The organism is Pseudomonas guariconensis (genome assembly GCF_900102675.1).
Classification (GTDB): domain Bacteria; phylum Pseudomonadota; class Gammaproteobacteria; order Pseudomonadales; family Pseudomonadaceae; genus Aquipseudomonas; species Aquipseudomonas guariconensis.
The window spans coordinates 125,430-138,008 of the sequence record NZ_FMYX01000012.1; the positions used below are offsets into that span (position 1 = coordinate 125,430).

Genomic DNA, 12,579 nt, shown 5'->3' on the forward strand with positions numbered 1-12,579 from the left:
CCGGGGAAACGAGGCATTGGACTGGAGCTGCAGGGGTTTGTTCCAGGCCGGTTATCGGCCTGCCAAGGCCTTGTGACTGAAGCCGCTTAAAGCACAACGCCCCCGCAGGGGCGTTGAGTCTGAAGGTTAAGCCGCGCCCCACATCTTGTGAGGGTCGATCACGAACTTCTTCGGTACGCCTGCATCGAACTCGCCGTAGCCTTGCGGCGCCTGGTCCAGGTTGATCACCTGCACGCCAACCACTTCGGCAATGTTGATACGGTCCCACATGATCGCCTGCATCAGCTGGCGGTTGTACTTCATGGTCGGGGTCTGGCCAGTGTGGAAGCTGTGCGATTTCGCCCAGCCCAGGCCGAAGCGGATGCTCAGTGCACCGATCTTGGCGGCGGCATCGACCGCGCCCGGGTCTTCGGTCACGTACAGGCCTGGAATACCGATGTTGCCGGCAACGCGGGTCACCTGCATCAGGGAGTTCAAGACGGTAGCCGGCGCCTCATGCTTGGCACCTTCATGGCCATGGCCACGGGCTTCGAAGCCGACGGCGTCGATGGCGCAGTCCACTTCCGGTTCACCGAGGATATCGACGATCTGCTCGTGCAGCGGGGTGTCCTTGGACAGGTCGACCACTTCGAAGCCCTGGGCCTTGGCATGGGCCAGGCGAGCCGGGTTCAGGTCACCGACGATGACGCAGGCCGCGCCCAGCAGGCGCGCCGAGGCAGCGGCGGCCAAACCGACCGGGCCGGCACCAGCCACGTAGACGGTGCTGCCTGGGCCGACGCCGGCAGTCACGGCGCCGTGGTAACCGGTTGGCAGGATATCGGACAAGCAAGTCAGGTCACGGATCTTCGCCATGGCCTTGTCGCGATCGGGCAGTTTCAGCAAGTTGAAGTCAGCGTACGGCACCAGCACGTATTCGGCCTGGCCGCCGGTCCAGTCGCCCATGTCGACATAACCGTAGGCACCACCGGCGCGGGCCGGGTTGACGGTGAGGCAGACACCGGTGTGCATCTCTTTGCAGGAACGGCAACGACCGCAGGCGACGTTGAACGGAACGGATACCAGGTCGCCGATCTGCAGGCGTTCGACATCGCGGCCCTTCTCGACGATTTCACCCGTGATTTCGTGGCCGAGGACCAGGCCGACCTGGGCGGTGGTACGGCCACGGACCATGTGCTGGTCGGAGCCGCAGATGTTGGTGGAGACCACCTTCAGGATCACGCCGTGCTCGATTTTCTTGCCGCGTGGGTCCTGCATTTTGGGGTAGTCAATCTTCTGCACCTCGACCTTACCGGCACCGAGATACACCACTCCACGATTACCAGACATGCTCTTACCTCGCTTGATTTGTATTTATGCAGCGGTGGAAAGCGCCGCCTTCCGTGGGCGGCATGTGTTACTGGAATGCAGGGAATTGTGGGCCTGATACAACTTGTCGCAGTGACTGGAAGCGACAGAGGATTGCCTGTTAACGGCAGGTTAAAAAGGGTGAATCCATTCGCGGGTAAGCCCGCCCCCACACAAGGCTACGCAGAACCTGTGGGAGCGGGCTTACCCGCGAACAAGACAATGAGGACTGTCAGAGCACCACGGTGCGATTGGCGTTGAGGAACACCCGGCGCTCGATGTGGTACCCCACCGCCCGCGCCAGGGTCAGGCACTCGATGTCGCGCCCCTTGGCGATCAGGTCTTCAGGGTAGTGACTGTGGTCCACCACCTCCACGCCCTGGGCGATGATCGGGCCTTCGTCCAGGTCGTTGTTGATGTAGTGGGCCGTGGCGCCGACCATCTTCACGCCCTTGTTGTAGGCCTGGTGGTACGGTTTGGCGCCCTTGAAGCCGGGCAGCAAGGAGTGGTGGATGTTGATCGCCCAGCCGTCCAGGCGGCGGCACAGCTCAGGCGACAGCACCTGCATGTAGCGGGCGAGAATCACAAGCTCCGCGCCGGTCTCCTCGATCACCTGCAGCACCTTGCGCTCCTGGGCAGGTTTGTCCTTGGGGTCCAGGGCAAAGTGGTAGTAAGGGATCTTGTGCCACTGCGCCAGGGGCTCGAGGTCGGGGTGGTTGGACACCACCGCCACCACGTCCATGGCCAATTGGCCGATGCGCTGGCGATACAGCAGGTCGTTGAGGCAGTGGTCGGCCTTGGACACCATGATCACCACCTTGGGGCGGTGATTGGGCGCGGTCAGCTCGAAGGTCATGCCGAAGGCGTCACTGCGCTCGGCAAGGCCGGCCCGGAAGCCCGCCTCGTCGAAGTCGTCCGGCTGGCGGAACTCCACGCGAATGAAGAACCGCCCCGAGAGCCGGTCGTCGAAGGAGTGGTGCTCCGTGACGTAGCAGCGCTGCTCGTAGAGGTAACGCGTCACTACGTCGACGGTGCCGAGCATGCTCGGGCAGTCGGCAGTGAGAATCCAAGTGTCCGGTGCCCGACTCATGCGTGTTCTCCTTTTTAAGCCTCGATGGCCAGGCCGTACTCGGCCGAAGCGTCCTGCAGCCACAGCCACCAGTAATCGGAGAAGCTGCGGCGGATCACCAGTTCCCAAGTGTCTTCGGCAGTGCGGCGAATCACCAGTTGCGACTTGGCGAACACGGTGCCGACGGCCTTGCCGACCGGGAAGTTGTTCGGGTGTACATCATAGCTGGTGGATTTCATCAGCACGTCGCGTACGTTGGGGCCGCGCAGCTCGAGCAGCGTTTGCCCGCCGCTGACGTTGACCACCTGAATGTGCTGGCCTTCGAGGGCCTCGCGCAGCTTCTGCTCGATGGCGAACTCCTGACCGCCCGGGACGATCAGCAGCCACTCATCCGGTCCGACCCACTGCAGCGACATCTCGTCGTTGGCGACCACGGTCAGGGCGACCGGCAGTTCCAGGCCCAGAGCCTTCTTCACGCCTGCGGCGAAGGCGGCGTCGTGGCCGTCGCCACGGATCGTCAGGTGGCCGAGGAATTTGTGCTCGCGCAGGGTCACGCCTGCGTTCTTGCGGCCCTTGCCGACCAGGCTGGCCAGGTCAGCGTGGTGCAGTGGCGACTCGGCCCGGGCGTTGGAGCCCGGATTTTGCTGGAAGACGTTGATTACGCTCATTTCTTACCTGCCTTGAATTCTGTTGTGCCGAACGGCGCTGGATCTGGGAGAGCGGGCTTGCCCGCGAATGGGCCGGTGAGGCCAACATCGCATTCGCGGGTACCCCGCCTCCACAAGCTCCAGCACTGCCTTGCGGGGGCCTTAGACGTTCTGCCGCTCACCCTTCGGATCGAAGAACACCGAAGACACGATCTCTGCCTCGATCACGCTGCCGTCAGCCTGCGGCGAGTAGACACGCTCGCCCATACGCTTGAGGCCGCCTTTGACCACACCCATGGCGAACGAATAGCCCAGGGAGTTGGAGGCATAGCTGGAGGTCACGTGACCGACCATGTCCATCGGAATCGGCTGGTTCGGGTCGAACACCAGCTGGGCGCCTTCGGGCAGCCACTTGGTCGGGTCGACAGGCTTGAGGCCCACCAGTTGCTTGCGGTCTTCGCGCAGGCAGTCCGAACGGGTCATGCCGCGTGCGCCGATCCAGGAGAACGGCTTGTTGCGACCGACACACCAGCCCATGTTCAGGTCGTCCGGGTTCATCGAGCCGTCGGTGTCCTGACCGACGATGATGAAGCCCTTCTCGGCGCGCAGCACGTGCATGGTCTCGGTGCCGTACGGGGTCAGGTTGTACTTCTTGCCCGCCTCGACGATCTGCTCCAGCACGCCCATGGCGTAGTTGGCCTGGACGTTGATCTCGTACGACAGCTCACCGGTGAACGAGATACGGAACACCCGGGCCGGCACACCGCCGACCAGACCTTCCTTCCAGCTCATGAACGGGAAGGCTTCTTTGTCCAGGTCGATGTCGGTCAGCTCGGCCAGCAGCTTGCGGCTGTTGGGGCCCGACAGGGTCATGGTGGCCCAGTGGTCGGTCACGGAGGTGAAGTACACCTTCAGGTCCGGCCATTCGGTCTGGTGGTACAGCTCCAGCCACTGCAATACGCGGGCAGCGCCGCCGGTGGTGGTGGTCATGATGAAGTGGTTGTCGCCGACGCAGGCGGTCACGCCGTCGTCGAAGACCATGCCGTCTTCTTTGCACATCAGGCCGTAACGGGCCTTGCCCACATCGAGCTTGGTCCAGGCATTGGTGTAAACGCGGTTGAGGAACTCACGCGCATCCGGGCCCTGGATGTCGATCTTGCCCAGGGTCGAGGCGTCGAGCAGGCCCACGCTGTCACGCACGGCCTTGCACTCACGCTCCACGGCGGCATGGATGTCTTCGCCGGCTTTAGGGAAGTACCACGGACGCTTCCACTGGCCAACGTCTTCGAACTCGGCGCCGTTCTTCAAGTGCCAGGCGTGCAACGCGGTGAAGCGTACCGGTTCGAACAGGTGGCCACAGTGACGGCCCGCTACCGCGCCGAAGGTCACCGGCGTGTAGTTGGGGCGGAACATGGTGGTACCCATCTGCGGGATGGTGATGCCCATCGAGCGCGCAGCGATGGCCAGACCGTTGATGTTGCCCAGTTTGCCCTGGTCAGTACCGAAGCCCAGCGCGGTGTAGCGTTTCACGTGCTCGACCGACTCGAAGCCTTCGCGGGTGGCCAGTTCGATGGCGGCCGCGGTGACGTCGTTCTGCTGGTCGACGAACTGCTTCGGCGCACGGGCAGTGCCTTTGTCGTGCGGCACCTGGAACAGCGCCACGGTGGCCTCTTCCTTGCGGGCAACGACTTTCGGCAGGGTGCCGGCGGTCGCCTTGAAGCCTGCTTCGGTGGCTGCCTGAACGCCGCCTTCGAAACCATCGGCAATCGCGTCGCCGAGCGGATAGACGCCATTCACGCCACCCACGCAGACACGTTTCTGAGGCGCATCGCCCGGCACGAAGCCGAGGATGTCGTCACGCCAGATCGGACGACCGCCCAGGTGCGAGGCCAGGTGAACCACCGGGCTGTAGCCACCGGAGCTGCCGATCAGGTCGCACTCGAGCCATTCGCCTGGGCTGGTGACCTTATGCGCCACGGCATCGATCGCAGCGACGCGGGCGCCGGTTACGTGCTTGGTGCCCTTGGCCTCGATCACGGCGCTGGAGGTCAGGATGCGGATGCCCTTGGCGCGCGCTTCCTCGACCAGCGAGCCGCGCGGGTTGTGGCGCGCATCAGCGATGGCGACCACTTGCAGGCCGGCGTCGTGCCAGTCCAGAGCGGTGCGATAGGCGTGATCGTTGTTGGTCGACAGCACCAGCTTGCGGCCCGGTGCCACGCCGTAACGGCGCACGTACACCGAGATGGCGCCGGCGAGCATGTTGCCCGGCACGTCGTTGTTGCCGTACACCAGCGGACGCTCGTGGGTACCGGTGGCCAGTACCACACGCTTGGCACGCACGCGGTGGACGCGATGACGGACCTGGCCGATCGGGGCGCGGTCACCGAGGTGGTCGGTCATGCGCTCATGGATGGTCAGGAAGTTGTGGTCGTGGTAGCCGTTGACCGTGGCGCGAGGCAGCAGGGTCACTTCCGGCAGCGATTGCAGCTCGGCGACGACGGCAGCAACCCAGTCCGCGGCAGGCTTGCCGTCGAGGGTTTCGCGGGTGTCGAGCAGGCTGCCGCCGAACTCTTCCTGTTCATCGGCGACGATCACGCGGGCGCCGCTGCGACCGGCGGCCAGGGCCGCGGCCAGGCCAGCAGGGCCGGCACCGACGATCAGCACGTCGCAGTGCTGGTTCATGTAGTCGTAGCTGTCCGGGTCGTTCTGCAACGGAGCACGGCCAAGGCCTGCCGCTTTACGGATGTACTTCTCGTAAGTCATCCAGAACGACTTGGGATACATGAAGGTCTTGTAGTAGAACCCGGGCGGCATCATGCTGCCGCCGACCTTGCCGAGGATGCCCATGACGTCGTTGTTGACGTTCGGCCAGCCGTTGGTGCTGGTGGCAACCAGGCCCGAGTACAGGGCTTGCTGGGTGGCGCGCACGTTCGGTACCTGGGTGGCCTCGCTCGAGCCCAACTGCAGGATGGCGTTCGGCTCTTCCGGGCCTGCGGCGACGATGCCGCGAGGACGCGAGTACTTGAAGCTGCGACCGACGATGTCGACGCCGTTGGCCAGCAGCGCAGCGGCCAGGCTGTCACCGGCATAACCTTGGTAGGTCTTGCCGTTGAAGGTGAAGTTCAGGACCTTGCTGCGATCGATGCGACCGCCGCTGGCGAGGCGATAGACCTGGCTCATACTTTTTCTCCCTGGCCTTTGACGGCCGACTGCGCGGGGTTCAGCTTGTTCGCGGTGACCTGCGGCTTCTCGCCGATCTTGTAGGTTTCCAGGATCTCGTAGGTCTCGGTGTTACGCGTGACGTTGAAGTACTGGCGGCAGCCGGCAACGTGGTCCCACAGTTCATGGTGAATACCGCGCAGGTTGTCGCGGAAGAACATGTAGGTACCCCATTCCTCGTCGGTGCAGGCGCTAGGGTCCAGCGGACGGGCGATGTGCGCCTGGCCGGAGGAGTGGAACTCTTCTTCGGAGCGCAGCTCGCCGCAGTGGGGACAGAAAATATGCAACATGACGAATTGTCTCCGATTAGTGGGCGACGGCCGCGGCGCCGTGTTCGTCGATCAGCGCGCCGGTGTAGAAGCGATCGATCGAGAACGGCTTGGCCAATGGGTGCATCTCGCCTTTGGCAAGGCTCGCGGCGAAGACGTTGCCCGAACCTGGGGTCGCCTTGAAGCCGCCGGTACCCCAGCCGCAGTTGAAGAACAGGTTTTTCACAGGGGTCTTGGAGATGATCGGGCACGCGTCCGGGCAGGTGTCGACGATGCCGCCCCACTGACGGTTCATGCGCACGCGCGAGAGGATCGGGAACATCTCGACGATCGCCTGCATGGTGTGCTCGATGATCGGGTACGAACCGCGCTGGCCGTAACCGACCCAGCCGTCGATACCGGCGCCGATGACCAGGTCGCCTTTGTCGGACTGGCTGATGTAGCCGTGCACGGCGTTGGACATGATCACGCTGTCGATGATCGGCTTGATCGGCTCCGATACCAGCGCCTGCAACGGGTGCGATTCCAGCGGCAGACGGAAGCCGGCCAACTTGGCCATGTGACCGGAGTTACCGGCGGTGACCACACCGACGCGCTTGGCGCCAATGAAGCCCTTGTTGGTTTCCACGCCGATGACCGCGCCGTTTTCCTTGCGGAAGCCGATCACTTCGGTCTGCTGGATGAGATCGACGCCCAGGGCGTCGGCGGCACGGGCGTAGCCCCAGGCCACGGCATCGTGACGGGCCACGCCGCCACGGCGCTGGACGGTCGCACCGAGGATCGGGTAGCGGGTGTTCTTCGAGCAGTCCAGGTACGGGATTTCGGCGGCGACCTGCTCGGTGTTGAGCAGCTCACCGTCCACGCCATTGAGGCGGTTGGCGTTGACCCGACGCTCGGAATCGCGGATGTCCTGCAGGGTGTGGCACAGGTTGTACACACCACGCTGGGAGAACATCACGTTGTAGTTGATGTCCTGGGACAGGCCTTCCCACAGCTTCATGGCGTGTTCGTACAGCTTGGCCGACTCGTCCCACAGGTAGTTGGAACGCACGATGGTGGTGTTACGGGCGGTGTTGCCGCCGCCTAGGTAACCCTTCTCGATCACCGCGACGTTGGTGATGCCGTGCTCCTTGGCCAGGTAGTAGGCCGTGGCCAGGCCATGGCCGCCACCGCCGACGATGACCACGTCGTACACCTTCTTCGGCGTCGGCGTGCGCCACATGCGCTGCCAGTTCTCGTGGTGGCTGAGGGAGTGTTTGAAAAGGCCGAAGCCCGAATAGCGTTGCATGGTTGGTTACTCCACTCAGCGGTAGACCGGGAAATCCGCGCACAGGGCGGCGACGTTCTTGGCAACGTCGGCTTCGACGTCGGCATCACCCAGGTTGTCCAGCACATCGCAGATCCAGCCAGCCAGGGCAACGCACTGGGCTTCCTTGAAGCCACGGGTGGTGACGGCCGGGGTACCGATGCGCAGGCCCGAGGTGACGAACGGCGACTGCGGGTCGTTAGGTACGGCGTTCTTGTTGACGGTGATATGGGCGCGACCCAGGGCGGCGTCGGCGTCTTTGCCGGTCAGGCCCTGACGGATCAGGCTGACCAGGAACAGGTGGTTGTCGGTGCCGCCGGAAACCACGTCGTAGCCGCGGTCGATGAACACCTTGGCCATGGCTTGGGCGTTGGCGATGACCTGCTTCTGATAGGTCTTGAATTCAGGCTCCAGCGCCTCCTTGAAGCACACGGCCTTGGCAGCGATCACGTGCATCAGCGGGCCACCCTGGGCGCCCGGGAAAACGGCAGCGTTGAGCTTCTTCTCGATCTCTTCGTTGGACTTGGCCAGGATCAGGCCGCCACGCGGACCACGCAGGGTCTTGTGGGTGGTGGTGGTGACCACGTCGGCGAACGGAATCGGGTTCGGATACAGGCCAGCGGCAACCAGGCCGGCAACGTGGGCCATGTCGACGAACAGCAGTGCGCCCACTTTGTCGGCGATGGCGCGGAACCGTGGGAAATCCAGGGTCTTGGAGTAGGCGGAGAAGCCGGCGACGATCATCTTCGGCTTGTGCTCGACCGCCAGGCGCTCGACTTCGTCGTAGTCGATCAGGCCGGTGGTGTTGTCGATGCCGTACTGGACCGCGTTGTACAGCTTGCCCGAGGACGACACCTTGGCGCCGTGGGTCAGGTGACCGCCATGGGCCAGGCTCATGCCCAGGATGGTGTCGCCGGGCTGCAGCAGGGCCAGGTAGACGGCGCTGTTGGCGGAGGAGCCGGAGTGCGGCTGGACGTTGGCGTAGTCGGCGCCGAACAGCTGCTTGGCGCGCTCGATCGCCAGCGCCTCGACCTTGTCGACGTACTCGCAGCCACCGTAATAGCGCTTGCCTGGGTAGCCTTCGGCGTACTTGTTGGTCAGGCCGCTGCCCTGGGCCTGCATGACGCGCTTGCTGGTGTAGTTCTCCGAGGCGATCAGCTCGATGTGATCTTCCTGGCGCTGTTCTTCGGCATTCATCGCCGCCAGCAGTGCGTCGTCGTAACCCTGGATCTGGTCTTGCTTGCTGAACATCTTGTTTCTCCCGGCAGCGATCATTTCTTGTCTTGAGGCACTGTGGCCCTTTGAGGCGATGGTATGACCGGCGAGGGCGACTCAGATGCCTGCGCACGCCTTGCAATGGCGCGTTTACGACATTCGCATCTGCCTGGTGCCTGTGCGGGCCCCTTCGCGGGTAAACCCGCTCCTACAGGGGCTGTGCAATCCCTGTGGTAGCGGGTTTACCCGCGAAGAAGCCCGCAAGATCAATACAGCCAGTTGCTCGAACAGGCCTTGTATAGGCAACCGCTGAATCGATGGTTTAGAGTGCGGATCTGCGTCGTAAAAAGGACAGATGTCATGACTGATAACAGCCAACAATTCGCCAGCGACAACTATTCCGGCATCTGCCCCGAAGCCTGGGCCGCGATGGAAAAAGCCAACCTGGGTCACGAGCGCGCCTATGGCGACGATCAATGGACCGAACGCGCCGCCGAGTATTTCCGCGAGCTGTTCGAAACCGACTGCGAGGTGTTCTTCGCCTTCAACGGCACCGCCGCCAACTCCCTGGCCCTGGCCTCCCTGTGCCAGAGCTACCACAGCGTCATCTGCTCCGAGACCGCCCACGTCGAGACCGACGAGTGCGGTGCGCCGGAGTTCTTCTCCAACGGCTCCAAGCTGCTCACCGCACGCAGTGTAGACGGCAAGCTGACGCCCGAATCGATCCGCGAAGTCGCGCTCAAGCGCCAGGACATCCACTACCCCAAGCCACGCGTGGTGACCATCACCCAGGCCACCGAAGTGGGCACGGTGTACAACCCCGACGAGCTGCGGGCGATCAGCGCCACCTGCAAGGAGCTGGGGCTGAACCTGCACATGGACGGCGCCCGCTTTTCCAACGCCTGCGCTTCCCTGGGCTGCACACCGGCGGAGCTGACCTGGAAGGCCGGGGTGGATGTGCTGTGCTTCGGCGGTACCAAGAACGGCATGGCCGTGGGCGAGGCGATCCTGTTCTTCAACCGCGCCCTGGCCGATGACTTCGATTACCGCTGCAAACAGGCGGGCCAGCTGGCGTCGAAGATGCGTTTTCTCTCCGCGCCCTGGGTCGGCCTGCTCGAAGACGGCGCCTGGCTGCGCTATGGCCGCCACGCCAACCATTGCGCACAACTGCTGGCCTCGCTGGTGAGCGACCTGCCGGGCGTGGAGCTGATGTTCCCGGTGCAGGCCAACGGCGTGTTCCTGCAAATGCCGGAAGCCGCGTTGGAGGCGCTGCGCGCCAAGGGTTGGCGCTTCTACACCTTCATCGGCAGCGGTGGCGCGCGGTTCATGTGCTCGTGGGATACGCAAGAAGCGCGAGTGCGTGAACTGGCGCAGGACATCCGCGCCGTCGTCGGCGCCTGATGTCCGCGGGTAAATCGGAGCGGCGGTTGGGCGCCCCGATTTACCCGCGAAGCGTCCAACACCGACCTAGAGCTTGAACCCGCCCATCTGCCGCGCCAGGTCATCGGCCAGGCCACGCAACGCCTGGCACTCGTCCCGACAGGCCTGCACTTCGGCCGCCGTCTCCCGGGCCAGGTCGGAAATCCCCTGCACAGTCCGGTTGATCTCCTCGGTCACCGCCGACTGCTCTTCGGTCGCCGTGGCTACTTGATGGTTCATGTCGCTGATGTGCTCCACCTGATCGGTGATCGCCCCCAGCGAGGCACCGGTGCGCTGGCTGGACTCTACCCCGCCCCCGGTCGCCTGCTGCCCGGCATTCATTGACGCCACAGCGGTGCCTGCGCCTTGCTTGAGGCGCTGGATCATCTGTTGCACCTCGTCGGTGGACACCTGAGTACGCCGCGCCAGCGTGCGCACTTCATCGGCGACCACGGCAAAGCCGCGCCCCATTTCACCCGCTCGCGCCGCCTCGATGGCCGCATTGAGGGCCAACAGGTTGGTCTGTTCGGAAATACTGCGGATCACGGCCAAGACCTCGTCGATCGAGGCGACTTCGTCGGCCAGCTGGCTCACCGCCTCCGCCGCCCGGCTGATTTCCCCGGACATGCCTTCGATGCTGTGGATCGACCGGCGCACCACCTCGCGCGCCTGCAGGGCCTCGTCGCGCGCCGACTGCGAGGCATGGGCGGCATTGCCGGCGTTTTGCGCGATGTCCTGCACGGTCAGTCCCATTTCGTGCACGGCGGTGGCGACCATTTCGGTCATCTCCTGCTGGCGGCTGGAACGGTCGGCGGTGTTGTCCACCACGCGGGTCACCTGCTCCACCGACCGGTGCAGGCGCTCGGTGGTGCGCAGCACCTCGCCGATCAGCACCCGCTGGCTGTCGAGGAACCGATTGAACCCGCGGGCCAGGTCGCCCAGCTCGTCCTCACGCGTATCGTCCAGCCGCTGACTGAGGTCGCCAGCCCCGCTGCCGATCTGGGTCAGCGCCGTGGTGACCTGGCGGATCGGACGTACCAGCCCACGCGCCAGCAACACCACCAACAGCAACGACACTAACGCCACCGCGCCACCGATCAGGCTGGTCAGCCACACCGCTTCGTGCATCTGTGCGTAGATTTCGTCTTCCGGCACCTCGGCCACCAACGTCCAGTTCAGATCGCGAAGCGGTAGGCCCAGCGCAAGAAACGCTTCGCCGTCGCGGCTGAAACGCACCTTGCGCAGGCCTTCACCCTTACCCAACACGGCTTGGGTCGCCTGCTCGCCGACCTGCTCGGCCAACTGGCGCTTGCCGCTGAATTCGTGATCCGGGTGGACCTGGATCAGGCCGTCGTTGCGCACCAGGAACACCCGCCCGCGCTCACCGAAACTAAAGTCATGGATCAGTTTCGACAACGCCGTCATGCGCAGCCCCATACCCGCCACGCCCACTAGTTGTCCGTCTTTTTCGACCCGGTAATCGATGAACAGCGCCAACTCCCCGGTGGAGCCATCGATGTCGATATTGATCAGGCGTTCGGCGCCGCTGTCGATGTAGCCGTAGAACCATTTGTCCTTCGGATTATCACGGCTGAGGGTGCGATCCAGGCCTTTCTCGTTGTAGTAGTGGCCGGTCGCCGTGGAGGCGAACAATGTAGTGAAGGCCTGGTTGCGCTGTTTAGCAGCCTCCAGGTACTCGAGAAAACGGGGGGCTTGGGCGGGGTCTTCGCCGGCTGCGAGCCAATCACGCAGCAGCGTGTTGCCGGCAATGTCGGCCGCCGCCACCAGCGGCTTGCCGAGCATGCGCTCGATGTCGTTGCGGATCGCTTCGACGCTGGCCGGCAGTGCCGTATCCACCAGGTAACGTTCGGTCAGGCGGTTGACCGCCTCGGTATACACCCCTACCACCACCAGGATGCTCGCCAGCAGGGCTGCGCCCATGCTCGCAATCAACTGCCACTGGATACTCCGCCGCCAGATCCGCATGCCCCAACTCCCCAATCATTATTATTTTGGGTGATTGTATACACTTACGTATCCGGTTATTCCAGTGATCTAAAACAATGTCCACGACCCGTGGCGCGTCGTTTT

The 12,579-nt window shown here is 63.9% G+C and carries 9 protein-coding genes and 1 pseudogene; 1 reads left to right on the forward strand and 9 read right to left on the reverse strand.

Annotated elements, in window-relative coordinates:
* Nucleotides 1–126: 126 nt before the first annotated feature.
* The 7 genes from fdhA to glyA all read right to left on the reverse strand — a co-directional run bounded on the left by fdhA (nucleotide 127) and on the right by glyA (nucleotide 9,105).
* The gene (gene fdhA / locus BLS27_RS19145; RefSeq protein ID WP_043211122.1) at nucleotides 127–1,326 is read right to left on the reverse strand and encodes a formaldehyde dehydrogenase, glutathione-independent; all 1,200 of its coding nucleotides are present in this window, start codon (nucleotides 1,324–1,326) and stop codon (nucleotides 127–129) included.
* A gap of 250 nt (nucleotides 1,327–1,576) precedes the next feature.
* Nucleotides 1,577–2,434 (reverse strand): formyltetrahydrofolate deformylase, encoded by an 858-nt coding sequence (gene purU, locus BLS27_RS19150; protein WP_043211119.1) that lies wholly within the window; start codon nucleotides 2,432–2,434, stop codon nucleotides 1,577–1,579.
* 14 nt (nucleotides 2,435–2,448) lie between these two features.
* Nucleotides 2,449–3,081 (reverse strand): sarcosine oxidase subunit gamma, encoded by a 633-nt coding sequence (locus BLS27_RS19155; protein WP_043211110.1) that lies wholly within the window; start codon nucleotides 3,079–3,081, stop codon nucleotides 2,449–2,451.
* 141 nt (nucleotides 3,082–3,222) lie between these two features.
* A complete protein-coding gene (locus tag BLS27_RS19160; RefSeq protein WP_090346323.1) occupies nucleotides 3,223–6,240 on the reverse strand; it encodes a sarcosine oxidase subunit alpha in 3,018 nt (1,005 codons plus the stop codon).
* Nucleotides 6,237–6,569: a sarcosine oxidase subunit delta gene (locus BLS27_RS19165; protein ID WP_043211106.1), complete on the reverse strand. Its 333-nt coding sequence runs from the start codon at nucleotides 6,567–6,569 to the stop codon at nucleotides 6,237–6,239. Before BLS27_RS19165 ends, BLS27_RS19160 begins: the two co-directional genes overlap by 4 nt.
* Nucleotides 6,570–6,585: 16 nt before the next feature.
* Nucleotides 6,586–7,836, reverse strand: a complete 1,251-nt coding sequence (locus tag BLS27_RS19170) for a sarcosine oxidase subunit beta family protein (RefSeq protein WP_043211104.1) — start codon at nucleotides 7,834–7,836, stop codon at nucleotides 6,586–6,588.
* A 15-nt stretch (nucleotides 7,837–7,851) separates the two neighbouring features.
* Nucleotides 7,852–9,105 (reverse strand): serine hydroxymethyltransferase, encoded by a 1,254-nt coding sequence (glyA, locus tag BLS27_RS19175; protein WP_043211101.1) that lies wholly within the window; start codon nucleotides 9,103–9,105, stop codon nucleotides 7,852–7,854.
* A 324-nt stretch (nucleotides 9,106–9,429) separates the two neighbouring features.
* On the opposite strand from glyA, the gene BLS27_RS19185 reads away from it, so the two are divergent.
* Nucleotides 9,430–10,470 (forward strand): threonine aldolase family protein, encoded by a 1,041-nt coding sequence (locus BLS27_RS19185; protein ID WP_043211099.1) that lies wholly within the window; start codon nucleotides 9,430–9,432, stop codon nucleotides 10,468–10,470.
* A 66-nt stretch (nucleotides 10,471–10,536) separates the two neighbouring features.
* Here BLS27_RS19185 and BLS27_RS24310 read toward each other — a convergent pair whose 3' ends face one another.
* On the reverse strand, nucleotides 10,537–11,274 hold the full coding sequence (locus BLS27_RS24310; RefSeq protein WP_371906664.1) for a methyl-accepting chemotaxis protein: 738 nt from the start codon (nucleotides 11,272–11,274) through the stop codon (nucleotides 10,537–10,539).
* 126 nt (nucleotides 11,275–11,400) lie between these two features.
* A pseudogene (locus tag BLS27_RS24315) lies at nucleotides 11,401–12,474 on the reverse strand (HAMP domain-containing protein); the annotation flags it as partial.
* Nucleotides 12,475–12,579: the final 105 nt, after the last annotated feature.